This window comes from Sphingomonas aurea (assembly GCF_030678875.1).
Classification (GTDB): Bacteria; Pseudomonadota; Alphaproteobacteria; order Sphingomonadales; family Sphingomonadaceae; genus Sphingomonas; species Sphingomonas aurea.
In genome coordinates this window covers 1,040,225-1,064,712 of sequence record NZ_JAUUDS010000001.1, presented here as the reverse complement: position 1 = coordinate 1,064,712, position 24,488 = coordinate 1,040,225, and the positions used below count along the sequence as shown (strand labels likewise).

Annotated in this window: 21 protein-coding genes, 1 tRNA gene and 1 pseudogene; 11 read left to right on the top strand and 12 right to left on the bottom strand. The window is 69.6% G+C overall.

Annotation, left to right across the window (positions count from 1 at the left end):
* Positions 1-7 precede the first annotated feature (7 nt).
* Both Q5H91_RS05455 and Q5H91_RS05450 read left to right on the top strand, forming a co-directional pair.
* Positions 8-1,045, top strand: a pseudogene (locus tag Q5H91_RS05455) (glycoside hydrolase family 43 protein); the annotation flags it as partial.
* A gap of 29 nt (positions 1,046-1,074) precedes the next feature.
* Complete coding sequence (locus Q5H91_RS05450; RefSeq protein ID WP_305172400.1) at positions 1,075-2,034, top strand: glycoside hydrolase family 43 protein; 960 nt, start codon at positions 1,075-1,077, stop codon at positions 2,032-2,034.
* Between the two features lie 191 nt (positions 2,035-2,225).
* Here the strand turns inward: Q5H91_RS05450 and Q5H91_RS05445 are convergent, their stop codons facing one another.
* From Q5H91_RS05445 to Q5H91_RS05435, 3 genes are all read right to left on the bottom strand, one after another.
* Positions 2,226-2,567, bottom strand: coding sequence for an SWIB/MDM2 domain-containing protein (locus Q5H91_RS05445; protein WP_370655222.1), 342 nt, complete (start codon positions 2,565-2,567; stop codon positions 2,226-2,228).
* A gap of 90 nt (positions 2,568-2,657) precedes the next feature.
* Positions 2,658-4,016 (bottom strand): sensor histidine kinase, encoded by a 1,359-nt coding sequence (locus tag Q5H91_RS05440; RefSeq protein WP_305172199.1) that lies wholly within the window; start codon positions 4,014-4,016, stop codon positions 2,658-2,660.
* Positions 4,013-4,699, bottom strand: a complete 687-nt coding sequence (locus tag Q5H91_RS05435) for a winged helix-turn-helix domain-containing protein (protein ID WP_305172198.1) — start codon at positions 4,697-4,699, stop codon at positions 4,013-4,015. The genes Q5H91_RS05440 and Q5H91_RS05435 overlap by 4 nt, the downstream gene beginning before the upstream one ends.
* A 160-nt stretch (positions 4,700-4,859) precedes the next feature.
* On the opposite strand from Q5H91_RS05435, the gene Q5H91_RS05430 reads away from it, so the two are divergent.
* The 5 genes from Q5H91_RS05430 to Q5H91_RS05410 all read left to right on the top strand — a co-directional run bounded on the left by Q5H91_RS05430 (position 4,860) and on the right by Q5H91_RS05410 (position 9,815).
* Entirely contained in the window at positions 4,860-5,216 is a 357-nt protein-coding gene (locus Q5H91_RS05430; protein WP_305172197.1) for a hypothetical protein, read from the top strand.
* Positions 5,213-5,938, top strand: coding sequence for an AcvB/VirJ family lysyl-phosphatidylglycerol hydrolase (locus tag Q5H91_RS05425; RefSeq protein WP_305172196.1), 726 nt, complete (start codon positions 5,213-5,215; stop codon positions 5,936-5,938). The genes Q5H91_RS05430 and Q5H91_RS05425 overlap by 4 nt, the downstream gene beginning before the upstream one ends.
* Positions 5,939-6,036: 98 nt before the next feature.
* A complete protein-coding gene (locus Q5H91_RS05420) occupies positions 6,037-6,465 on the top strand; it encodes a DUF2147 domain-containing protein (protein WP_305172195.1) in 429 nt (142 codons plus the stop codon).
* Positions 6,458-9,079 carry a bifunctional lysylphosphatidylglycerol flippase/synthetase MprF gene (mprF, locus tag Q5H91_RS05415; protein WP_305172194.1) on the top strand — a complete coding sequence of 874 codons (2,622 nt, stop codon included), beginning with the start codon at positions 6,458-6,460 and terminating at the stop codon, positions 9,077-9,079. Before Q5H91_RS05420 ends, mprF begins: the two co-directional genes overlap by 8 nt.
* 1 nt (position 9,080) lies before the next feature.
* Positions 9,081-9,815, top strand: a complete 735-nt coding sequence (locus tag Q5H91_RS05410) for an AcvB/VirJ family lysyl-phosphatidylglycerol hydrolase (protein ID WP_305172193.1) — start codon at positions 9,081-9,083, stop codon at positions 9,813-9,815.
* 101 nt (positions 9,816-9,916) lie between these two features.
* Here Q5H91_RS05410 and Q5H91_RS05405 read toward each other — a convergent pair.
* The 7 genes from Q5H91_RS05405 to Q5H91_RS05375 all read right to left on the bottom strand — a co-directional run bounded on the left by Q5H91_RS05405 (position 9,917) and on the right by Q5H91_RS05375 (position 15,506).
* A tRNA-Glu gene (locus Q5H91_RS05405) sits at positions 9,917-9,991 on the bottom strand.
* A gap of 36 nt (positions 9,992-10,027) precedes the next feature.
* Positions 10,028-11,812 carry a single-stranded-DNA-specific exonuclease RecJ gene (gene recJ, locus Q5H91_RS05400; RefSeq protein WP_370655221.1) on the bottom strand — a complete coding sequence of 595 codons (1,785 nt, stop codon included), beginning with the start codon at positions 11,810-11,812 and terminating at the stop codon, positions 10,028-10,030.
* Entirely contained in the window at positions 11,782-12,462 is a 681-nt protein-coding gene (locus tag Q5H91_RS05395) for a prolyl hydroxylase family protein (protein WP_305172191.1), read from the bottom strand. The genes recJ and Q5H91_RS05395 overlap by 31 nt, the downstream gene beginning before the upstream one ends.
* Before the next feature lie 76 nt (positions 12,463-12,538).
* The gene (locus Q5H91_RS05390) at positions 12,539-13,453 is read right to left on the bottom strand and encodes an RcnB family protein (RefSeq protein ID WP_305172190.1); all 915 of its coding nucleotides are present in this window, start codon (positions 13,451-13,453) and stop codon (positions 12,539-12,541) included.
* 132 nt (positions 13,454-13,585) lie between these two features.
* Positions 13,586-14,155, bottom strand: coding sequence for a hypothetical protein (locus tag Q5H91_RS05385; RefSeq protein WP_305172189.1), 570 nt, complete (start codon positions 14,153-14,155; stop codon positions 13,586-13,588).
* Positions 14,156-14,180: 25 nt separating this feature from the next.
* Positions 14,181-15,128, bottom strand: a complete 948-nt coding sequence (locus Q5H91_RS05380) for an aldo/keto reductase (protein WP_305172188.1) — start codon at positions 15,126-15,128, stop codon at positions 14,181-14,183.
* Between the two features lie 63 nt (positions 15,129-15,191).
* Complete coding sequence (locus Q5H91_RS05375) at positions 15,192-15,506, bottom strand: lipoprotein (RefSeq protein ID WP_305172187.1); 315 nt, start codon at positions 15,504-15,506, stop codon at positions 15,192-15,194.
* Between the two features lie 117 nt (positions 15,507-15,623).
* Between Q5H91_RS05375 and Q5H91_RS05370 the strand changes: the two genes are divergently transcribed.
* The 4 genes from Q5H91_RS05370 to metH all read left to right on the top strand — a co-directional run bounded on the left by Q5H91_RS05370 (position 15,624) and on the right by metH (position 21,425).
* The gene (locus Q5H91_RS05370) at positions 15,624-16,583 is read left to right on the top strand and encodes an ArsR/SmtB family transcription factor (RefSeq protein WP_305172186.1); all 960 of its coding nucleotides are present in this window, start codon (positions 15,624-15,626) and stop codon (positions 16,581-16,583) included.
* Complete coding sequence (gene metF, locus Q5H91_RS05365; RefSeq protein WP_305172185.1) at positions 16,580-17,521, top strand: methylenetetrahydrofolate reductase [NAD(P)H]; 942 nt, start codon at positions 16,580-16,582, stop codon at positions 17,519-17,521. Before Q5H91_RS05370 ends, metF begins: the two co-directional genes overlap by 4 nt.
* A gap of 77 nt (positions 17,522-17,598) precedes the next feature.
* Complete coding sequence (locus tag Q5H91_RS05360; RefSeq protein ID WP_305172184.1) at positions 17,599-18,645, top strand: homocysteine S-methyltransferase family protein; 1,047 nt, start codon at positions 17,599-17,601, stop codon at positions 18,643-18,645.
* 104 nt (positions 18,646-18,749) lie between these two features.
* Positions 18,750-21,425, top strand: coding sequence for a methionine synthase (gene metH / locus Q5H91_RS05355; protein ID WP_305172183.1), 2,676 nt, complete (start codon positions 18,750-18,752; stop codon positions 21,423-21,425).
* Between the two features lie 60 nt (positions 21,426-21,485).
* Here metH and Q5H91_RS05350 read toward each other — a convergent pair whose 3' ends face one another.
* Together Q5H91_RS05350 and Q5H91_RS05345 are read right to left on the bottom strand one after the other, a co-directional pair.
* Positions 21,486-22,694 carry a cation:proton antiporter gene (locus Q5H91_RS05350; protein WP_305172398.1) on the bottom strand — a complete coding sequence of 403 codons (1,209 nt, stop codon included), beginning with the start codon at positions 22,692-22,694 and terminating at the stop codon, positions 21,486-21,488.
* A gap of 85 nt (positions 22,695-22,779) precedes the next feature.
* Positions 22,780-24,471, bottom strand: a complete 1,692-nt coding sequence (locus Q5H91_RS05345) for an alkaline phosphatase family protein (protein WP_305172182.1) — start codon at positions 24,469-24,471, stop codon at positions 22,780-22,782.
* Between the last annotated feature and the right edge of the window lie 17 nt (positions 24,472-24,488).

Genomic DNA, 24,488 nt, shown 5'->3' with positions numbered 1-24,488 from the left:
GAAATCGATGACCGACCTGTCGCGCCGCCTGTTCGTCTCGGGCGGGCTCGCCCTGACCGCCGCGCCGGTGCTGGCTAGGACGAAGCCGGCGGCGGCCGGCCGGATCGTCAATCCGCTGGTCCGCCAGCGCGCCGACGCGCAGGTGTTCCGCCATACCGATGGCTGGTACTATATGACCGGATCGGTGCCCGAATATGACCGGCTGGTGCTGCGCCGGTCGCGCACCATCGCCGGCCTGTCGACCGCGCCGGAAAAGATCCTGTGGCGACACCAGGCGAGCGGGCCGATGTCGGGCTTCCTGTGGGCGCCCGAGCTGCACCTGATCGACGGCAAGTGGATCATGTACTTCGCCGCCGGTCCCAGCGGCGGCGGCGAGGACGTGTTCCGCATCCGCACCTATGCGGTGGTGTGCGACGGTGCCGACCCGATGACCGGCCGCTGGTCGGTGCTGGGTGAGCTGAAGACGCCGTGGGACAGCTTCAACCTCGATTCGACCAGCTTCGTCCATCGCGGGCGCCGCTATCTCGCCTGGGCGCAGCGCGAGCCGGGGATCGAGACGAACAGCAACCTGTACCTCGCGCCGCTCGCCACGCCGCTGACGCTGGCGGCGAAGCCGGCGCGCCTGTCGGTGCCGACGCTCGACTGGGAGGTGCGGGGCTTCAAGGTCAACGAGGCGCCGGCGGTGCTGGCGCGCAACGGCCGATTGTTCATGACCTATTCGGCGAGCGCGACCGACGCACGTTACTGCATGGGCATGCTGACCGCGCGCGACGATGCCGACATTATGGACCCGTCCGCCTGGACCAAGTCGCCGGTGCCGGTCTTCGCCTCGTCTCCCGCCAACAATGTCTGGGGGCCGGGGCACAACAGCTTCACCGTCGACGAGCGCGGGCGCGACATGCTGGTCTATCACGCCCGCGACTATCGCGAGATCAAGGGCGACCCGCTGTTCGATCCCAATCGCCACACCCGCGTTCAGCCGATCGCCTATCGCGCGGACGGCACGCCCGATTTCGGGCAACCCCGCCGCAACGGACCGCTTCCGGCGTGAAGCGGGCGACGGTCGCGGCGGCGCTGCTGCTGCTCGGCGCGGGGGTGGCGGCGCAGGCCGATACGCCCGCCACCAACCCGCTGCTTCCGTCCGGGCCCGATCCGTGGATCGTACGGTCGGGCGACACCTATTACTATATGGCGACCGAGGGTAAGCGGCTGGCGATCCGCCGCACCCGCGATCTGGCGCGGCTGGACGAGGCGGAGCCGGTCACGGTCTGGACGCCGCCGGCCACCGGCCCCAACGCCCAGTCGATCTGGGCGCCCGAGCTGCACCGGATCGATGGTCGCTGGTTCATCTACTACACCGCCGCGGCCAGCGGGCATGACGACGACGCGCATCGCGGCATCTTCGTGCTGGAGAACGAGGCGGCCGACCCGACCACGGGCCGCTGGACCGATCGCGGCCGGATCGCGACGCGCTGGCCGGGGATCGACGCCACCACCTTCGCCTATCGTGGACGCCGCTACCTGGTCTACTCGCCCTATGTCGGGCCGGACAGCGTGCTGGCGATCGCGCCGATGCGCGATCCGTGGACGCTGGCCGGACCGGAGCGGATCATCGCCCGCCCGGATCGCGCCTGGGAGCGGCAGGGGGGACGGCAGATCCTGGAAGGGCCGGAGTTCCTGCAGGGTCCGTCGGGCAGGCTGTTCCTGACCTATTCGGCCAGTGCCTGCTGGTCGGACGACTATGCGCTGGGGCTGCTCAGCGCCCCGGCCGGCAGCGATCCGCTCGACCCCGCCGCCTGGACCAAGGCGCCGGCACCGGTGCTGAAGAGCAACCCCGCCGGCAGCGTGTTCGCGCCCGGCCACAACGGCGTCTTTACCAAGCCGGACGGGTCGACCTGGATCGTCTACCACGCCAATCCGCGCGCCGACATGAAGTGTACTGCTGCCCGTGCGCCGCACATCCAGCGGGTGCGCTGGACGGACGACGGCAGGCCGGTGTTCGCGCCACCGGCCGCCGGACCGGTCGGCGGGTAGGGCCCGCCGCCGGTCGCCGCAGTCGCCTGGGCCAGATCGACGTTCAGCGTTTCGTCATCCCCGCGCAGGCGGGGATCCAGAACCTCTGACGCTGCGGCTCTACAATCAGCCCCCGCGTGTCTGGACTCCCGCCTGCGCGGGAACGACGACAGGGCGTTTGCAAAGCCTGCGATGCTGAATGTCGATCGGTCCTAGCTCTTCTTGGCGGTCAGGTGCGCGCTCAGATGCTTGTTCATCTCGAACATGCTGGCCGACTTCTTGCCGAAGATCTTGCCGAGCTTGTCGTCGGCGTTGATTTGGCGACGATCCTTGGCGTCCTGAAGGTCGTGCTTCTTGATATAGTCCCACACCTTGCTGACCACCTCGCTGCGGGGCAGGTCGTCCTTGCCGACGATCTCGGCGAGTTCGGGGGAGGGGGTCACAGGTGCGGTGATGCCGCCGCGGGCGCCGCCCGTCGCCTTGCCGGTCGCCTTGACCTTCTTCTCGGCCGCTGCCGTCTCGTCCTTGCCGCGCTTTTCCGCCGACCGTGCCATCCTTCCCTCCATCGATTGCCTGCCCAAGCTGTCGGGCATGGCAGGTATAACGCGATGTTTCCGGATTTGTCGCGCGTGCAGGCAGGATAATCAGGAAAAGCCGATCGGCAGTGCCAGGCACACTGCCAGTCCCGGCTCCGCGTCGCGCAGGCTGACCTCGCCGCCGTGCAGATGCGCCACCGCCGCGACCAGCGACAGGCCGAGTCCCGCGCCGGTGCCGGACCGGGCCGCATCGAGCCGGCCGAACTTGCGCAACGCCGTTTCGCGATCCTGCGGGGCGATGCCGGTGCCCTCGTCGATCACGCCCAGCTCCAGCCGCGTGTCGGTACGTGCCAGCGTCAGCCGAATCGCGCCGGCACCGTATTTCAGCGAATTGTCGATCAGGTTGCCCAGCGCCTGCCCCAGCAGCTCGCGATGGACCGGTACGACCGCCGTCACCCCGTCCGCCGCCACGGCGATCGAGCGGCCGGCATCCTCGGCCAGGGGGCCATAGATTTCCGCCAAGTCTTCCAGCATCGCCGGCAGGTCGACGGCGCGGAAACTGTCGCGCCCGATCCCTGCCTGCGCGCGACTGATGCTGAGGGCCGTGTCGACGACGCCGAGCAGCCGGGTGCCCTCGTCCTGCGCGCGTCGCAGCGCGATGCGGGCGGCGTCGGGGTCCGCTAACGCGCGGTCGGCATGATCCAGTGCCGAGCGCAGCCGGGTGATCGGCGATTTCAGGTCATGCGCCATCGCATCGGTCGCCAGTTTCAGCTCGGCGATCAGCCCCTGCAACCGGTCGAGCGTCGTGTTGACGACGCGGCCGAGCGCGGCGAAGGCGTCGGTACCGCCGCCGTCATCCACCCGCTGCGCCAGGTCGCCTCGTCGCGCCGACTCCAATGCCTCTATCGGTTCGGCGAGCTGCGCATCGAACAGGCGGGCGGAAACCAGCGCCGTGACCAGCGCCAGCAGGATCGCGAGCACCAGCGCTGCGGCGCTCGCCTCGCCGACCGCGGCCAGTGCGCGCAGCTCGCCCTGAACCACCATGCCGGTCAGCAGATGGGTGCCGTCGGGCAGGCGCGTCGTCATGACGCGCATCGATTCGGACTGGTCCTTGCCCGGCCGCAGCAGCGTCGCGTCGATCGGGGTCCGTCCTCCGCTCAGGTCGCGTGGCCATGCCGCCAGTGTCCCGGCCATCCGGGTGAAGTCGCGGTCGGCGAGCAGCATGACCGCGCCCGGCGTGGCACGTCGCGTCGCCCGATCGTCGATCGCTCGCGCCAGTGCCCGTAGGCCATCCCGGGCATAGACCGACAGAAGATCCTCCCGCATCACCCGCACCGCCCCATCCGCCTCCGCCGTCACCTCCCATCGCACATAGGCGCCGAGCCCGATAACCAACGTCGCCGCGCTGACGACCTGGAAGCCGAAGACGAGCACTGCCAGGCGGGTGGTGGTGCTCGTTGGTTTCATGCCTCTGTACCGAGCCGATAGCCGACGCCGCGGACGGTGTGGAGCAGCGGGCGGGCGAACCCGTCATCCACCTTGCGGCGCAACCGGCTGAGATGCACGTCGATGACGTTGGTGCCGGGGTCGAAGTGATAGTCCCAGACACCCTCGAGCAGCATGGTGCGCGTCACCACCTGCTCGGCGTGGCGGAGCAGGAATTCGAGCAGCCGGAACTCGCGCGGCTGCAGCTCCACCGGCCGCCCGGCACGGCGAACGCGGCGGGAGAGCAGGTCCATTTCCAAATCGTCGTGGCGCAGCACCGTCTGCGGCGCGACGGCCGCCGCGCTGCCGCGCCGGATCAGGAGGCCGATGCGCGCCTGCAACTCGGCGAAGGTGAAGGGCTTGGTCAGGTAATCGTCGGCACCGTCGGTCAGCCCCTTCACGCGGTCCTCCGGGGCGCCGAGGGCGGAGAGGATGATGACCGGCGTGTGGATGCCGGCGCCGCGCAGGCCGGCGAGTACCGCCATGCCGTCGATGCCCGGCAGCATGCGGTCGAGCACGATGCAGTCGTAGCTGCCGTCCGTCGCCAGGAACAGGCCGTCCCGGCCGCCGCCTGCGCGGTCGGCAGCGAAGCCCGCCTCTTCCAGTCCCTTGACGATGAAGTCGGCGGTCGCCGCATCGTCCTCGATCACCAGGATCTTCGCCATTGCGCGCCTTCGCTTTGCCCCCGTCGTCGGCATCCTATGATGCGCAAACCGGGTCCGCCGCAACCCCGGTGCATTACCGATCGGTCATCTTCCCGCCAGCACCACGAAGCCCGGCCTCCGCCAGTGCGACCCGATGACCAGGGAGCGTCAAGACGGGGCCGTGGCCGAACGGGCAGGGGCCGAACGGATAGCAGGGCGGCGAAAGCCGCATCTCGACGACCGTACCTGCCGCCTGATCTGCCCGATCGCGGCGGGGATGGTGGGCGTATGCCTGACCACGATCGGCATCATCCGGGTGGCGATCCGCGCACGCCACATCCATACCCTGGCCGACGACCTGCTCGCCGTCGACGCGGTGCTGTTCCTGGGCGCGATGCTGTCCTCGTATTTCGCGCTGCGCGTGCAGTCGGTGATGCGCCACCACCGGCTGGAACAGATCGCCGACGTCTGCTTCATCATCGCGATGGTGGTGCTGACGATCGCCTGTTTCATCGTCACCTACTGGGTGGACCAATGATCCGCGCGCGCATCGCCCGCGCCGCGCTGGTGCTGTTCCTCACGGCGATCCTGGGAGCGATCGGGTTCGGCGCCCATCTGGGCTATTTCGGCGGGCCGGTATTCACGCTCGTGCCAGCCCGAGGCGCTCCGCCGGCACGGACGCGGGGCACCGCACTGGTGTTCTTCTCGGGCGACATGGGGTTCAACACCGGGATGGGGCCGCGCATGGTCGCGCGGCTGGCGGGGCAGGGAATACCGGTGATCGGCGTCAACTCGCTGACCGCCTTCGCCCGGCGTGGCGATGCCGCCACTGCCGCGGCACTGGTGCGGGAGGCGGTGGAGCGCGCCGCGGCGCTGCCCGGGATCGAGCGGGTCGTGCTGACCGGCCAGTCGTTCGGCGCCAATCTGGTACTTGCGGGCGCCGCCTCGCTGCCGCCTGCGCTGAAGGCGAAGGTGCCGCTGGTCGAGCTGGTCGTGCCCGCCCGGACGATGCTGTTCAAGGCGACGCCCGGCGGCGCGTTCGACACGGGCACCGACGGACCTGCCATGCCCTATGCCCGGCAGCTGAGCGGCACGCCGGTGCTCTGCATCCATGGCGAGGCGGAGGAGGACAGCCTTTGTCCCGTCTGGCGCCAGCGCAACGTCCAGGTCGTGGCGCTGCCCGGCGACCATTACCTCCATCACGACGACGCGCTGGTCGCCGCGACGATGCTGCGGGTGCTGCGCGCCATCAGGGGGTGAGTCCGGCGCGGGACTTCATGACGGAATTGTAAGCCGATGCCCAAGGTCTCGCAACGCCGGGGCCGGTATCGTCGACACCATCGAAGGGGAGAAGTGGAATGTCACGCCGCGGAACGATCATGGCGGTCATCCTGGCCTTGGCGGCTGCCACGCCGGTCGCCGCGGTCACGCCGGCGCCGGCGGGGGGCGACCTGTGGCTCAATCCCCACCGCTCGGTCGCGGTACATATGGGAAGCTGCGGCGACCGGCTGTGCGGCTGGATCGTCTGGGCGAACGAAGAGGCGCTGTCCGACGCGCACGATGCGGGGATCGACCACCTCGTCGGCACCACCCTGTTGCAGGATTACCGGCCCAGTGGCGTGCGTCGCTGGAAGGGGACCGTCTTCGTCCCCGACATGGGCCACAGCTTCGCGTCCGAGATCGACGAGATCAATCCCGGCGCCCTGAAGGTGAAGGGCTGCGTGCTCGGCGGGCTGATCTGCAAGTCGCAGATCTGGACCAGGATAGCGAGCGTTCCCCGTGCGTAGGATTCCCCCGCTCCTGGAGCGCTATCGCGCCTGGATCGCCGCAGGTGTAGCGGCGGCACTGCTGGCGGCGGCGCTGGTCGCGCTCGACCGGCTGACGCGCGAAGTGCGCATGGCCGATGTCAAGGCTGCACTGGCGATGCTGTCGCCGGCACGGGTGGTGCTGGCAGGGGCGTTCACCGCCGCAAGCTATCTGGCCCTGACCGCGTACGACGTGCTCGCGCTCAGGATCATAGGTCGGCCGCTGCCGTGGCGGACCGCGGCGACCGCGTCGTTCACCAGCTACACGCTCAGCCACAATCTGGGCATCGCCCTCCTGACCGGTGGCTCGGCGCGCTACCGCGTCTACACCGCCGCCGGGCTGGACGGGCCGGACGTGGCGCGGGTCATCGCACTGGCGTCCGGCACCTTCTGGGCGGGCGTGGCGGCAGTCGCCGGCGCTGCACTGGCGCTGCATCCGGACACGCTGAACCTGCCGGGCGTCACTCTGGCCGGCTGGCAGGCCCAGGCGATCGGCATGGTCGTGCTGTGCGCGGTCGCCGGCATGTTCGCCGCGACCCGGCTGCTCCGCACACCTGTGCGGCTGTTCGGCTTCGCACTGCCGCTGCCGGGGGCAGGACAGTTCGCCGCGCAGCTGATGGTCGCGGTCGTCGATCTGGCCTGCGCCAGTGCCGCGCTGTTCGTGCTGATCCCCGACGCCGCGCCCGCGCTGTGGCCGGCATTCATCCTTGCCTATTCGCTGGGCATCGTCGTCGCGGTCATTACCCATGTGCCGGGCGGGATCGGCGTGTTCGAGGCCGTGGTCATCAGCGTGCTGCCGGGCGACCGTGCGACGCTGCTCGCCGCGCTGCTGGCCTATCGGGTGATCTACTATCTCGCCCCGCTCGCACTCGGCATCGTCCTACTCGCCTTTCACGAGGGGCGGCGGCAGCGCGGCGCGGTGCGCTTCGTCACCGGGGTAGAAGACGCCGTCGCGGCGATCGCGCCACTGGTGCTGTCTGCGGCGGTGTTCGCCGGGGGGGCGCTGCTGCTGCTGTCAGGCGCGCTGCCATCGGTCGGCACGCGGATCGGCGATCTGGCGCACGTCGTTCCGCTGCCCTTCATCGAGGCGAGCCACCTGGCCGCCAGCCTGGTCGGGACCATGCTGCTGCTGCTGGCGCCTGGGCTCTACCGGCGACTGGACGGCGCCAATCTGTGGGCGCGGACGCTGCTGGTCGCCGGTGCCCTGTTCTCGCTGGCCAAGGGGATCGATTACGAGGAGGCGATCGTCTGCCTCGTCATCGCCGGGCTGCTGCAATGGACACGGGGCGCCTTTTACCGCCGTACCGCGCTGACCCAGGCGCCGTTCAGTGCGGGCTGGCTGGCCAGCGTCGCGATGGTGCTGGGCGCGACGGCGTGGGCGGGATTCTTCGCGTTCCGCTACGTTCCCTATTCCGACGACCTGTGGTGGCGGTTCGCGGTTCATGGCGACGCCCCGCGCTTCCTGCGCGCCGGACTGGTGACCATGGCGGTATTCGGCGTGGTGGCGATCTGGCGCCTGTTGTCTCCGGCCCCTTCGCGCGCCGGTCCGGCGGCGCTGGAGCAGGGGCGGCTGGACGTCGCCCTGGCCCATGCCGAGCGGACCGACGCGATGCTGGCGCTGACCGGCGACAAGAGTTTCCTGTGGTCGCCGGAAGGCGACGCGTTCGTGATGTATGCGCCGTCCGGCGGCACCTGGGCGATGATGGGCGATCCCGTCGGCCCGCGCGACCAATGGCCCGACCTGATGTGGCGGCTGCGCGAGGCGGCGGACCGGGTGCAGGCACGGCTTCTCCTCTACGAGGTGTCCGGGCCGGTCCTCGACCTGGCGATCGGCATGGGGCTGGCGATCGTGAAGTTCGGTGAGGAGGCGCTGGTCGATCTGCCGGAGTTCGACCTGGAGACCCCGCGCGTGCGCAACGTCCGCCGCACGGCGCGGACGCTGGAGCGCAAGGGGCTCAGCTTTCGCATCGTGCCCGCCGGTGCCATGCCGCTGGTGATCGACGAGCTGGCCGAGGTCTCCCGCGAATGGCTGGCCGCCAAGGGCCAGCGGGAGAAGCGGTTCAGCCTGGGCCGCTTCGATCGGGAGTATATGATGCGCTTCGACACCGGTATCGTTCAGCTCGACGGGCGGATCGTCGCCTTCGCCAACCTGTGGACCACGCCGAACGAGAGCGAGGCGTCGGTCGACCTGATGCGCCACCGTGACGAGGCGCCGTCGGGGACGATGGACTTCCTGTTCGTGCAGCTGATCCTGTGGGCGAAGGCGCGGGGCTTCGCCCGCTTCTCGCTCGGCATGGCGCCGCTGTCGGGGATCGAGGACCGGCGGCTCGCCCCGGCCTGGGCGCGGCTGGCGAGCTTCGCCTTTCGCCACGGCGAGCGGCTGTACGGCTTTCGCGGCCTGCGGACGTACAAGGAAAAATACGCGCCCCGGTGGGAGCCGCGCTACGTCGCCGGACCCGGCGGCGTGGGCATGCTGCTGGCGCTGCGCGACGTCGCCCGGCTGATCGAGGGACGTCGCCGGCAGCGCCGTCCCGTGGCCGTGGACCGCGCCGTGTCGATGCCGACGGTCCAGCCGACCCTTACGGTGGTGGGCTGAGGTGGCGGGGCGTCGTGTTCGCCGCTGGCTCACCGTCGGTGGCGCCGCCGCACTTCTGCTCTCGCTGCCGGCCTGCGTGCCGCAGCTGCTGGGCGGGCGGGCCTATCGCGTGTTTCCGGCGCCGCCTGCGCGCACCGTGGCGCTGTTCGTGTCGGGTGATACCGGCCTGCGCTACGGCATGGCGCGGCACGTTGCCAAAGTGCTGGCGGCGGACGGTCTGCCGATCGTCGGGATCAGCTCGACCACGGCGTTCGCGTCGACCCGCACCCGCGCCGATGTCGACGCCGTCCTGATGCGCGGCATCCGACAGGCGCTGGCGCTGCCCGGAGCGGAGCGCCTGATCCTGATCGGCCAGTCCTTCGGTGCCGACATGCTGTCGACCGGCACACCCGACCTGCCCGAAGACATACGTCGCCGCGTGGTCGCCATCGTGCTGGTGGTGCCGGGCAAAACGGCCTTCTTCCACGCCGATCCGCTCGGCTTCGCCTATCACGGCACGCCCGATGCCCGGCCGGCCGCCGGCGTGCGTGGGATCGACTGGGCGCCGGTCACCTGCATCCAGGGAGCGGAGGAGGAGGACAGCCTGTGTCCGGAACTCGTGGGCAGCCCGGTCGTGCGGATCGTCCTGCCCGGCGGGCACTATCTGCACCACGACTATCAGCGGGTGGCCGCCACCGTCCGCGGGCGGCTGGCGCAGTTTCTGCCGGACAGGGTGCCTCCGCAGCGGGAGCCATGATCGCCAGCTGGGCAACCGTCCGTGTGCAGGGTGCCGTTTCTGTTCGGTGGGGCAGGCGCGGCAAGGGCGGCGCTACCCGGATGTGCCAACATCCGCGATGCTGGTGACCCCTACGGGAATCGAACCCGTGCTTCAGCCGTGAAAGGGCCGCGTCCTAACCGCTAGACGAAGGGGCCAGCGTGTGGAGCGGTTAGGCGAGTGTTGGGCCGGCGTCAATCCGCCCAGGCCGCATCGTCGAGATGGAGTTCGGCGGCGGGGCGGCTACCCCATTCGTCGAGGCGAACGCGACCGGCCAGCCACAGGCGGCGGTGCGGCGGGGCGGCGAGCAGGGCCTGGCCGAGCGGCGTATCGGCGGCGCGGAATGCGATCGCCTTGACGGTGTTGCCGTCCGCACCGGCGGCGACCAACCTTACATGGCCATTGCCGACCACGTCGACGCGGACGGGGCGGAACGGGCCGGCGGCGATGCGCGGTGACGGCCAGCCGGCGCCGTAAGGTCCGCCCGCGTCGAGCGAGCGGACGAGGTCCGGATTGACGCCGCCGGGCGCCATTACCGCGTCGAGGAGCAGGGCACGGTCCTCGCGCGCGCGCTCGACGCCGGCGCGCAGGCGATCGTCGAGGAAGGCGGTGAGGGCAGGCACCGCATCCGCCTGCACGGTCAGCCCGGCCGCCATGGCGTGGCCGCCGCCGGCGACGAGAAGCCCATGCTCCTTGGCGGCGAGCACCGCGGCGCCGAGGTCGACGCCGGCGATCGAGCGGCCGGAGCCCTTGCCGACGCCATGCTCGTCGATCGCGACGACGACGACCGGGCGGCCGAGCCGCTCTTTCAAACGCCCGGCGACGATACCGATGACGCCAGGGTGCCAGCCATGGCCACCGACGACCACGACCGAGGCGGACAGGTCGACGCGCTCGTCCGCCTCCGCCTGGACGGCCGCTTCGATCGCGCGGCGTTCCTCGTTGAGGCGGTCTAGCTCGGCGGCGAGGGCGTGTGCCTCGGCAGGGTCCGCGGTGGTCAGGAGGCGGACGCCGAGATCGGCGCGACCGACCCTGCCGCCAGCGTTGATGCGGGGACCGAGCGCGAAGCCGAGGTCGGTGCAGGTCGGTGCGCGCGACAAGCGGGCGGCATCGGCAAGGGCGGCAAGGGCGATATCGGCGCGGCGGGCCATCACCTTCAGCCCCTGCGCGACGAAGGCGCGGTTGAGGCCGCGGAGCTGCGCGACATCGGCGACGGTGCCGAGCGCCACGAGGTCGAGCAGGTCGAGCAGCCGCGGCTCGGCCCGGCTCGCGAAAAAGCCGCGCGCGCGCAAGGTGCGGACCAGCGCGGCGGCGAGGAGGAAGCACATGCCGACCGCAGCGAGATGGCCGTGCGCCGACGCCTCCGCCACCTCGTCGAGGCGGTTGGGGTTCACCAGTGCATGGGCGGGGGGGAGGGCGGTGGCGCACTGGTGGTGGTCGACGACGACGATGTCCACCACCGCCGCTTCCATCGCGCCCAGTGCGTCGAACGCCTGGGCGCCACAGTCTACCGTGACGATCAGCGTCGCGCCCTCGGCGACCAGCCGGTGGAGGGCGGTAGCGGTCGGGCCATATCCCTCGGTCAAACGGTCGGGGATATAGAAGCGGGGAGCGAGGCCGCAGTCGCGGAGCACACGCATCAGGAGGGCGGTGGAGGTCGCGCCGTCCACGTCATAGTCGCCGAAGATGGCGACCTGCTCCCCCGCCACCACCGCATCCGCGAGACGCGCGGCGGCACGGTCCATGTCGCGGAAGATCGACGGATCGGGCATGAAGGCGCGGATCGACGGCGCCTTGTGGTCGTCGAGCAGATCGGGCGGGCAGCCACGGGCGAGCAGCAGCTGGTCGACCAGCGCGTCCTGCCCGGCCATGCCGTCGCGCGCATCGGCGGCGAGCGCACGCCAGCGCCACGGCTGGCCGGCGAGCGAGCGGGTGATGCCGAGTACGGTCACTTGATCCAGCGATCCTCGCGAAACCATTTGGTGACGACGTACTTGGTGCCGGCGACGACCGGCATTCCCTCGTGGATGGTCGCCTCGTTGGGGCTGCCGTCGGGCTTCATGTTGTTCCAGGTGAGAAGCAGGCCCCGCTTCGGCGCGACCTTGATCCCGGCCTGGGGGAACCAGGTGGCGCCGCCCTCCTCGACCGCGTTCAGGTAGATCATCGCGGTCCAGGTGCGCTGACCGCCCTCCTTCTGCATCCGCTCCCAATAGCTCTCGGTCGAGTGGAAATAGTCGTGGTGCGCGCGGAAATGCTGGCCGGGCGCATAGCGCTGCCCCTGCATCGTCTCGCCATGTGCGGCGTCGATGCCGAGCAGCGTGGCGATCGCCTCGTCAGTCGGTTGCACGTCGGGGGACCAGCGGTCCATGTCGCAGCTGTCACTGGTGCGGAAGCCCTGGTCGTTGCGATCGGACAGCAGGGTGGAGGGGCGTCGATGCGCGTCGATCATGGCAATCAGCCGGTCGCACGTCGCGTCGTCGAGGAAGTCGGGATAGTAATAGACCTGCGCCGCGTCGATCGCCGCCCGCTGGACCCTGGGATCGGCATCGAGACGGGTCGCGACCTGAAGGCCGAAGAGCTGGCGGACGGAAGAGGTCGCGGGTTTGCGGGTACGGGCGAAGAAGCTCATCGTCCCTGTTTCGTATCGCGCCCCGTGTTGTGCAAGAGCGAAGCGGCGGCGCGTCGGCACCGCCGCTTCGCATATGTCACCAGAAGATGCCGTAGACCGCGTCGACCACCTGCCCGCTGCGCAGGTCGACGAGCAGCGCGTCGTCATAGTAGCGGACCCAGCGATAGGGGCCGTACACGTCGGGCAGGCGATAGGCATAGGGGTCGGAGATCCAGTAATTCTCGCCCCACAGCGCACTCGACAGGCTGAACCCGATGCCGAACCGGCGATAGCCGCCGTTCCAGCCATAGGGCGCATAGTAGCGCGGCAGGTGGAACGCGCCGCGGTTCACGTCGCGGTAGCGGGTCCAGTCATAGCGGCTCTGACCGTGCCAGCCGCGATCCCAGCCTCTGCCCTCGCGACCGCTCCAGCCGCGATTGTTGCTCCAGCCCCGATTGTCGTTCCAGCTGCGTCCGTCGTTCCAGCCCCGGCCATCGGTTCGACCGCGTCCGTCGTTCCAGCCGCCACGGTCGGCACGGCGATCGTCGCGCCAGGAGCGATCATTGTCGCGCCGGCCCTGGAAGCCGCCACCGTTCCCGTCGCGTCGGCGATCGCCGTCGTAGCGACGATCGTCACGGTCGAAGTCGCGACGCTCGCCGCGTAGCTCGTCGCCGCGTAATTCTCCGCCGCGAACCGGGCGAGCATCGGGCCTGCGATCACCTGCGTCCGGGCCGACGCCGGCGGGCGGCGAGGGGCGGTCGCCACCGGGCGCGCCGGGACCGCCGCGTTCGTTGCGGGTCCAGTCCGGACGCGGGGCATCGGAGCGAAAATTTTCGGGCCGCGGCGCGTCGCCGCGCGGGCGCTCACCGCGAAAACCGTCGGGACGCGGGCCACGCGGCCCGCGCTGTTCGGCCCGGCCCCGGTCGTCGTCGCGCGGACCCTCACGCTGGGCCTGGGCCGCCATCGGTGCCAGCATCGATGCGGCCAGCAACACGCCGATCAGGTTACGCATCCTCGTCGATCCTCAATCAACCGGCGCCTCTCGAACGACCCCGATGGCCATTCCCGCCGTGAGACCGTCTGTGCGCCACGCGCGGTGAGGCGAAGCTGAATGGCGACGTCAGCGATGCGAAAGGAAGCGGGTTCAATGCGCCGGCAGCGGCGGCAGGGTGGAGAGATACGCCTTGCCGGAGATGCCGAGCTGGATCACCCGGCCGGCGTTGGCGGCGCCGACCGCCTTCAGAAAGGAGCGCGGCTTCTTCATCAGGCGGGGTTGGTCGAGGCCGGTCAGGCCGACGCGGCGTGCCGCCTCCTGCACGAAGTGGACGCAGTTGCGCCGGTTGAGATTGTAGCTGTTGTCGCCACCTTCCTCGCTCCACGCACGGGCGAGGGCCAGCAGCGCGGCATACTGCGCGTCGGTCAGGATCACCGCGAACTGCGCATCGCTGCCGCTGATATAGTTCGGCTTGGCCGTTTCCAGTCGCCCGGCGACCGTGCCCCAGAGGATGGCGGGACTGAGCGTGCGCGCGGTGAAGCCATATGCGATGTCGACCGGCGGGCCCCCGGCATCGGGGACACCGCGCAGAGTGAAGAAGGCGTGGGGGAAGCTGTTGCCCAGCTCATGGCTCCAGAAGGTCGCGGTGACCGCGGCCTGGGCGGGCATGGCGAGACCGAGCCATAGCAACAGGGCGATCAGGGGACGCAGCAGGATCACCGCGCCAGCCTATCGTGACAGGCGATCAGGCGCCAGCGTCGGTCAGCCGCTCCAGCTGTTCCTTCGACAGGTCCAGCGTCATCGCCGGCAGAAGGTCGTGCAGCTGGTCGACGCTGGTCGCGCTGGCGATCGGCGCGGTGACGCCGGGCTGGGCGATCAGCCAGGCCAGCGCGATTTGGGCGGGGGTGGCGCCGGTTTCGGCCGCGACCTCGTCCATCGCGGCGAGCATGTCCGCACCCTTGCCATCCAGAAGATCCGCCATCCGCCCGCCGCGCACGCTCTTGCCCAGATCGTCGCGCGACCGGTACTTGCCGGTCAGGAAACCGGAGGCGAGGCCGTAATAGGGCAGCACCGCGATATTCTCGGTGACGCAGAAATCCTGCAGCTCGCCCTCGAACCGGTGACGGCTGACGAGGTTATATTCGGGCTGAAGGACGTGGATGCGCGGCAGGCTGCCGTCGCGGGACAGGTCGACCGCGGATTTCAAGCGCGCGGCGGTGAAGTTGGACGCACCGAGCACGCCGATCTTGCCGGCGTCGATCAGCCTGCCGAACGCGGCAAGCATCTCTTCCTGCGGGACGCTCTCGTCGTCCTGATGCGCGTAGTAGAGGTCGATATGGTCGACACCCAGTCGGCGCAGCGACGCGTCGCAGGCGGCGGCGATGCGAGCAGGGGCCAGCTTCTCGCCGCCTTCGCCCGGCAGCATCCCGACCTTGGTGGCGATCACGACCTTGTCGCGCTTGCCCGAGCTGCGCAGCCACTCGCCGATCATCGTCTCCGACTCGCCGCCGCTGTGACCGTCGACCCAGGCGGAATAGACATCGGCCGTGTCGATCATCGTCCCGCCGCCCTCGACAAAGGCGTCAAGCACCGCGAAGCCCACGTCGCGATCGGCCGTCCAGCCGAACACGTTGCCGCCGAGCACCAGCGGCGCGATCTTGAGGTCGGTGGAGCCGAGACGGCGCAGGGTCATGGAAACGTCCGGGTCATGAGGAACGCCCCCGCCCGCCCCGATGGCGGACGGGGGCGGCCGGGATCAGTCGCGGATGGCGCGACCGGTGTTCTCGAGCGCACTACCGGTGGCATCGGCGGCGCGGTCCGTGGCATTGCCGATCGCGGCGCCTGCCTTGTCGGCATTGTGGTCGATCGCGGCGCCGGCATTGTCGAGGCTGGTTTCGGCATGGTCGAGCGCGCGGTCGGTCGCGGCATCGACATCGGCGGCAGCATTGCTGGTCGTCGCATCGACATCGGCAGCGACGGCGCCGGCGGCCTCGGACGTTTCGTTCTGCGCGTGCTGGCTGCAGGCAGCTAGGGCAATGGCGGCGAGCGCCGGTACGATAAGCTTCTTCATGGCCTTCTCCCAGTTGTAGACCTTTGGCGTGGGGATCGTAACGCCACCGATCCCAATCGGCTCCATCGGCACGTTCGATTGACCGCATATAAAGATTTCTTTATATGATGATCCACGATGGTCGAGCCTCTCAACATCTTCGGCGCGCTGGGCGATGCGACGCGGTTGCGCATCCTGGTGCTGCTGCGCCGGATGGAGCTGTCGGTCGGCGAGCTGGCGCAGGTGCTGGGGCAGAGCCAGCCGCGGGTGTCGCGACACGTCAAGATCCTGTGCGACGCGGGGCTGGCCGAGCGCCGCAAGGAGGGCAGCTGGGTGTTCGTGGCGCTGGGCGATCCGGCCGTGGTGACGCCGATCGCCGCCGCGCTCGACGGCTGGGCGGAGGGGCAGGCGGATCACTGGGCCGTGGCGGATGCGGCTCGGCTGGCGGCGGTGCGCGCCGACCGCGCGGCGTCGGCCAATGCCTGGTTCGAGGCGCATGCCGGGGAGTGGGACGCGATCCGTTCCCTCCATGTCGCCGAGACCGAGGTGGAGGCCGCGATCGCCGAGATGCTGGGCGCGGGCGACCGATCGCTCGGCACGTTGATCGATATCGGCACGGGGACCGGGCGGATGCTGGAGCTGTTCGCCGGGCGGGCCGACGCGGCGCTGGGCATCGACCGCTCGTCGGAGATGCTGCGGCTGGCACGGGCCAAGCTGGCCGGTGTCGCCAATGCCGAGCTGCGTCAGGCGGACCTTTATGCGCTGCCGATGGCGGACGATGCGGCGGACGTCGCGATCATCCACCACGTCCTTCATTTCGCGCAGCAGCCGGGGGCCGCGATCGCCGAGGCGGCGCGGGTACTGGCGCCGGGCGGGCGGCTGCTGATCGCCGACTTCGCGCCGCATGATCGCGAGGAACTGCGCGCCCGCGACGCGCATGTCCGCCTGGGCTTTACCGACGAGCAGATCGCCGGCTGGGCGAGCGCTGCCGGTCTGCGCGTGACGAGGGTGGAGACGCTGGGTGGCGGCGAACTGACGGTGAAACTGTGGCTGGTGCGCAAGGCGCCCCAGGCCCTGCAAGAGGTGAAGGCGGCATGACGATCTCGGTCAACCAGCTGGCGGAGGCGCGGCGCGCGCTGGAATCGCCGCTCTACGCCGATGTCGGTGGCGACCTGGACGTGAGCTTCGAATTCTTTCCGCCCAAGAACGAGAAGATGGAGGAGCAGCTATGGGCCGCGGTGCGGACGCTGGAGCCGCTGGCGCCCCGCTTCGTCTCGGTCACCTATGGCGCGGGTGGAACGACCCGCGAGCGGACCCATGCGACGGTCGCGCGCATCCAGCGCGAGACGTCGCTGGCGGCGGCGGCGCACCTGACCTGCGTCGAGGCGACGCGCGAGGAGATCGACCAGGTCGCGCAGGAATATTGGGCGGCGGGTGTGCGCCACATCGTCGCGCTGCGCGGCGATCCGCCGCAGCAGGGGGCGAAGTTCGCGAGCCATCCCGGCGGGTACGAGAATGCGGCGGCGCTGGTCGCCGGGCTGAAGCGGCTGCATCCGTTCGAGATCTCGGTCGCGGCCTATCCCGAATGCCATCCGGATTCGGCCGATGCGGCGGCCGACCTCGACAATCTGAAGCGCAAGCTGGACGCGGGCGCGAGCCGCGCGATCACCCAGTTCTTCCACGAGCCCGAGACGTTCTTCCGCTACCGCGACGCCGTCGCCGCGGCGGGGATCCGGGCCGAGATCGTGCCGGGGATCATGCCGGTCGCCAATTTCGCCAGCGTCCAGCGGATGAGCGCGATGTGCGGCACCGATGTACCCGCCTGGATGGCGCGCCTGTTCGAGGGACTGGACGATCATCCCGCCACGCGCCAGCTGGTCGCGGCGACGGTGGCGGCGGAACTCTCGCGCCGGCTCTATGCCGGCGGGGTGAAGCAGCTCCACTTCTACACGCTGAACCGGGCCGAGCTGGCTTTCGCGATCTGCCACCTGTTGGGTGTGCGGGCGAAGCCGGCGGCTGCGGTGGAAGCGGCCTAACTTCCCGATGTGCTCCCGCGAAGGCGGGAACCCAGCACTGGGTCCCCGCCCTCGCGGGGACGCATGAGAGACAGACGATGACCATTCGCGACACATTCCTGGGCGAAGCCGCCAAGCGCATCCTCATCACCGACGGCGCGTTCGGGACGGAGATCCAGAACTGGAAGCTGTCGGAGGCCGACTATGCCGGCACGCTGGCCCTCAGCCACGACCAGAAGGGCAACAACGACATCCTCGCGCTGACCAAGCCCGAGGTGCCCGCCGCGATCCACCGCGCCTATTTCGAGGCGGGGGCGGACATCGCGGAAACCAATACCTTCTCGGCCAACCGGATCAGCCAGGCCGATTACGGCGCCGAGCATCTGGTGCGCGAGATCAACGTCGAGAGCGCGGCAATGGCGCGGCGGATCGCCGACGAGTTCCAGGCGCGCGACGGCCGCCCCCGCTTCGTGGCGGGTGCGATCGGGCCGACGAACAAGACGCTGTCGCTGTCGCCCGACGTCAACGATCCCGGTTTCCGCGAGATCGACTTCGACCATCTGAAGGGTGTGTACCGCGAGCAGATCGACGCGCTGGTCGAGGGGGGTGCCGACTTCATCCTGATCGAGACGGTGTTCGACACGCTGAATGCCAAGGCGGGGATCATGGCGACGCTCGACGCGGCCGACGATCTGGGGCGCGACCTGCCGCTGATGCTGTCGATGACGCTGACCGACCTGTCGGGGCGCAACCTGTCGGGGCATACGGTCGAGGCGTTCTGGCATGCGGTGCGCCACGCGCGGCCGGTGACGATCGGACTGAACTGCTCGTTCGGGGCGGAGCAGTTGCGCCCGCATGTGAAGACGCTGTCGGACATCTGCGACACGCTCATCATGGTCTATCCCAATGCCGGGCTACCCAACGAGCTGGGCGCCTATGACGAGGCGCCGGCGACGACCGCGGGGTTGGTCGGCGAGTGGGCGCTGGCGGGGCAGGTCAATGTGCTGGGCGGCTGCTGCGGCTCGACGCCGGCGCATATCAGGGCGATCGCCGACATGGCGCACGGGGTGACGCCGCGCGCGATCCCGGTGCCGGCGGTGCGGACGCGGCTAGCGGGGCTGGAGCCGTTCACGATGGCGGCGTGAAGCCCACTATCGTCGCCCCAGCGCAGGCTGGGGCCTGCCAGTTGCGATAGCGCGCCCTTGCGGCACGAGATCCCGGCCTTCGCCGGGATGACGAGGTTTACCGAATGACCACCAATTCCTCCGCCCAGTTCGTCAACATCGGCGAGCGTACCAACGTCACGGGGTCCGCGGCGTTCAAGAAGCTCATCATGGCCGGCGACTATACCCGGGCGGTCGAGGTTGCGCGCAGCCAGGTCGAGAACGGCGCGCAGGTGGTCGACGTCAACATGGACGAAGGGCTGCTCGACGCCGAGTTCGCCATGACCACCTTCCTGAAGCTGATCGCCGCCGAGCCCGACATCGCGCGCGTGCCGGTCATGATCGACAGCTCGAAATGGAGCGTGATCGAGGCGGGGCTGAAGTGCGTGTCGGGCAAGCCGATCGTTAATTCGATCAGCATGAAGGAGGGCGAGGACGCTTTCCTCCACCATGCGCGGCGCTGCATGGCGTATGGCGCCGCCGTTGTGGTGATGGCGTTCGACGAGGTCGGGCAGGCCGACACCCAGGCGCGCAAGGTCGAGATCTGCGCGCGCGCGTACGACCTGCTGATGACCATCGGCTTCCCGCCAGAGGACATCATCTTCGACCCCAACATCTTCGCGGTGGCGACGGGGATCGAGGAGCACAACAATTACGGCGTCGACTTCATCGAGGCTTGCAAGGCGATCAAGGCGTGCTGCCCGCACGCGCATATCTCGGGCGGGCTTTCCAACCTGTCGTTCAGCTTCCGCGGCAACGAACCGGTGCGCCGCGCGATGCATTCGATCTTTCTCTACCATGCGATCCCTGCGGGGATGGACATGGGGATCGTCAATGCGGGGCAATTGGACGTCTACGACACGATCGATCCCGAGCTGCGGACGGCGTGCGAGGACGTCATCCTCAACCGCGATCCCGAAGCGGGTGACCGGCTGGTCGCGCTTGCCGAGCGGTTCCGCGGCACCGATGCGGTGGCGGAAAAGGCGGCGGCGGAGTGGCGATCGCTGCCCGTCACCAAGCGGCTGGAATATGCGCTGGTCAAGGGCATCGACGCGCATGTCGTCGACGATACCGAGGAATGCCGTCAGACGTTCGCCCGCCCGATCGAGGTGATCGAGGGGCCGCTGATGGACGGGATGAACGTCGTCGGCGACCTGTTCGGGTCGGGCAAGATGTTCCTGCCGCAGGTGGTCAAGTCGGCGCGCGTCATGAAGAAGGCGGTCGCGCACCTGCTGCCCTTCATCGAGGCCGCCAAGGAACCCGGCGCCAAGGGCAAGGGCAAGATCGTCATGGCGACGGTCAAGGGCGACGTCCACGATATCGGCAAGAACATCGTCGGGGTCGTGCTGCAGTGCAACGGCTTCGACGTGGTCGATCTGGGCGTCATGGTGCCGTGGTCGAAGATCCTCGAAGCGGCGAACGAGAACGATGCCGACATGATCGGGCTGTCGGGGCTGATTACCCCCAGCCTCGATGAAATGGTGACCGTCGCCGAGGAGATGAAGCGGGCAGGGATGACGATGCCCCTGCTGATCGGCGGGGCGACGACATCGAAGGTGCATACCGCGCTGCGCATCTCGCCCGCCTATGACGGGCCGATCGTCCATGTGCTCGATGCGTCGCGCGCGGTCGGCGTGGCGACGACGCTGGTCAGCGACACCCAGCGCGACGCCTATGTCGCCGGCATCGCCGACGAATATGAGAAGGTGCGGATCGCCCGCGCCAACAAGGGTCAGAACGACCTGCTGCCGCTCGCCGAGGCGCGCGCGCGCGGGCTGACGGTCGACATGGCACTGAAGGCGCCGGCTGCGGCCAGGCCCGGCGTGCATGTGTTCGACGCCTGGGACCTGGCCGACCTGCGCGATTACATCGACTGGACGCCGTTCTTTCGCGCGTGGGAACTGGCCGGCAATTTCCCTGCGATCCTGACCGACGAGGTCGTGGGCGAAAGTGCGAGCGGGTTGTACGCAGACGCGCAGGCGATGCTCGACCGGATCGTCGCGGAGAAGTGGCTGACCGCGCGAGGCGTCGCCGGGCTGTGGGCGTGCCATCGCCATGACGACGATGTCTGGGTCTACACCCAGCACCAGGATTCGCATCGCAGCCCGGATGGCGCGAGCATCCCCGATGGCTTTCACATACCCAATCTCGACCGGACGCAGGAAGCGAGCGTCCGCCTGCCGTTCCTGCGCCAGCAGATCGCCAAGCGTGAGGGGCGGGCCAATATGTGCCTTGCCGACTTCATCGATCCGGCGGGCGACTGGATGGGCGGCTTCGCGGTCGGCATCCACGGCATCGAACCGCATCTGGCACGGTTCAAGGCGGACAATGACGATTACAACGACATCCTGCTGAAGGCGTTGGCGGATCGGCTGGCGGAGGCGTTCGCCGAGCGGCTGCACGCGCATGTCCGGACCGACCTGTGGGGCTATGCGCTGGGCGAGCAGCTGACCAACGAGGCGCTGGTGCGCGAACAGTATCGCGGCATCCGTCCCGCGCCGGGCTATCCGGCCTGCCCCGAGCATTCGCTGAAGCGCACGCTTTTCGACATGCTCGACGCGGAGGCGGCGGTCGGGATCACGCTGACCGACAGTTTCGCGATGCTGCCGACGGCGGCGGTGTCCGGCTTCTATTTCGGCCATGCGCAGGCGGAGTATTTCGGGGTCGCGCGGATCGGCGAGGATCAGGTTGTCGACTATGCCGCGCGGCGCGGCGTGGACGTGGCGCAGGCGACGCGCTGGCTGCGGCCCAATCTGGACTGAGCATCTACGTCCAGTGATCGTCATCCTCGCGCAGGCAGGGATGACGGGATGGGGCGGAGGTCAGAACCCCCGGTCGATCAGTGCCGGATCGCGGCGCAGGCGGGGCGCGACCATCGGCATAGTCAGCATCGTCGAGGCGAGCGCCATCAGCAGCAGGGCCGTGAAGGTCTCGTTGGTGATGATGTGCTTGTCGAGGAGGATGTTGACGAAGATAATCATGATGAGCGCCTTGGTCTGAAGTAGCCAGCCGATGGCGCTCGCATCGCCCTTCGGCCATTTCAGAATGCGGCCGGCCAGCCCGACCCCGACCAGCTTGCCGCCGACCGACGCGGCCAGCAGCAGCGCCGCCGCGGCGAACACCGTCGCGCCGCCGACGCCCCACTGGGTGCGAAGGCCCGTCGACAGGAAGAAGACCGGCATGACCGCGAGCAGGATCGTCTCGCGGAACCGGTCCATCCGCGCCTGATCGAACCAGTGCGCGTCCATCACCGCGCCGGCCAGGAACGCGCCGACCATGAAGTGCAGCCCCGCCCAGTCCGCGGCGAAGCCGCAGGCGGCGAGCCAGATCAGGCTGACATACCAGCGGTCGCGCTCGGCGATACGCGGCATGGCCCAGCGGATGCCCCAGGTGGCGAGCGCGAAGGCGACGAGGAAGCCGCCCTGCCGCCCGACCCGCTCCCAATCGAGCAGGATCAGCGCCAGCACACCCCAGATCGCGATATCGTCCAGGCTGGCATAGCGCAGCGTGCGCTGGCCGAGCGGTCGACGCAGGATCTCCAGCTTCTCCATCAGCAGGACGAGGATGGGGAGGGCGGTGACGGCGCAGGCCATTCCGATGCCCAGCACCACCTGCCACGTCGCGCCCTCTGGCCCGCGCCAGCCGGGGAAGCGCAGCATCAGCACCGCCGCCACGCTGCCGGTGACGAGCGGCACGCCGAGGGCGAGGCCGGCGGTGACGCCCGTCTCGCCACGTCGGCGCCACGCCTCGGTCAGATCCAGTTCGATGCCGGCGATCCACACGAAGATCATCACCGCCCACCAGGCGATGCCGTTCAGCGATCCGATCGTCTGCGGCGTGAAGACGAAGGCGTAGTAGCCGGGGAAGAGCGCGCCGAGCACGCCGGGGCCGAGCAGGATGCCGCCGACGATCTGCACCACGACCAGCGGCGCCCAATAATCGGTCCGCCCCAGCCGCCACACGGCATAAGGGACCGAGAAGATCAGCAGCATGGCGAGGAGAAACACCTCCGTCGGCGACATGGCGTGCATCTTCTTCATCTCCCCGCGGCGGTCCCGCCGCCGCCCCCGTCGGATGGTTAGGCGAGGGGCGGCGACGGAGGCAAGGGCGCGCGCGTCAGCGGCGGCAGGTGTCCGCCGGGCCGGGATCGAGGTCGAGGCAGCGGCCGTCCTGCCCCGACACCTTCAGCCCGATCGTCGCGGCCAGCGTCGGCATGATGTCGACCGTCTCGACCGACAGCGGTTGTTCGAATCCGGTCATCCCCTTGCGCCAGAACAGGATCGGCACGCGCCGGTCGTAATCCCACGGGCTGCCGTGCGTCTCGACATAGCCGGGCGCCGGGTTCTCGATCGAGGTGACGCGCGGCTTCAGGAGGACGAGCAGGTCCCCCGAGCGCTGCGCGTCGTAGCTGGCGCGGGCGCGCTCCAGCAGGGTCCAGGTCTCGGGAGGCGTGGTCGGCATCGGCGAGGCGGCGATCTCTGTGCCGGTGAACACGGCGGCGACCTGCGGCAGCCCGCGGTAGCGGCGCACCGCCTCGGCCAGCACGCGCGGGCGCTGCGCGGCAGGAAGCGCGGTCGAGAGATAGATATCGCCCTCGGTGCCGAGCAGTACAGGGCTGGTCAGCCCCAAGTCGCGGCCGATCGCCGCGCCGACCGCGGCGGCCAGCGCCTCCGGCGCGACATGCGCCTCCATCGGCATGGCGCGCTGCTGCTGCCGCTCGGTCATGTCATGGGCGCCGTGGTCGGCGGTGAGCATCACCTCGTAATCGATGCCGGTTTCGTCGAGCACCGCGAAGAAGCCGGCGAGCGACTGGTCCAGCTCGTTCATCTGGATGCACATCTCGGTGCCCTGCGTACCCAGCGCGTGGCCGATATAGTCGGTGGCGGACAGGCCGACCGCGATGATGTCGGTCGCCGGGCCCTTGCCCAATGCCATGTCCTGGACGAGGCCGGCGGCCATCGCGAGCACCGCCGCGTCGGCGGCGGGGGACGTGCGGAAGCCACGGGCGTCGCCGGCCGCGCGCTCGAACCGGCCCTGGCCGACGGTGGCGGTGCCGGCGGTGATCGCCCGGTCGACCGAACGGCACCAGCCGGGCAGCGGCAGCGCAGTCTGCGGCCGGGCGATCAGCGCGGCGACCGCGTCGCGGGTGCGCTGGACGACCGGCGGCACGGCGCGGCCGGCATAGCTGGTATAGGTCTTGCCGTCCCACCACCACAGCTCGTCGACCTTGTGGCCGCCCATCATCACCGCCGCCCGGTCCTTGCCGGCGACCGAGACGACGCGGGTGCGCGGGTCGGCGGTCTTCATCCGCTCGCCCAGGGTCGGCACCTTCAGGTGCATGTCGGACACGGTGTAGCTGTCGTGGCTGGAGCCGGGAACGCGCTCGTCCTCGGAACAGTAGACGGTCTTGTCGGGCCGGCCGACGCGCTGGTCGATCCAGTTGTTGGCGATGATGCCGGTGTGGGCCGGCCGATAGCCGGTCAGGATGGTCGAGTGGCCCGGGCAGGTCTCGGTCGCGGCGTGGCTCTGATAGCCCGAGGGGAAGACGCCGCCGGTCAGCAGGCGCGCGAGCCCGCCGGTATAATGGTTACGATACTGGGCGAAGAGGTCGGCGGAGAACTGGTCGACCGAGATCGCGACGATCAGTTTTGGCGCGGCGGAGGGGAAGGGCGGGGGCGGCGGCGCCGGTGTCTCGGGCAGGCCGGGCGTGCTCGCGGCCGGTTGCGGCACGGGCGAGCTGGTCTGCGCCGCAAGTGGGGTGGCAAGGAAGGTTGCGGCGAGGAGGGCGGCGAGCTTGGCGGCGGTCATGCGGGGGTCGTCCTTGG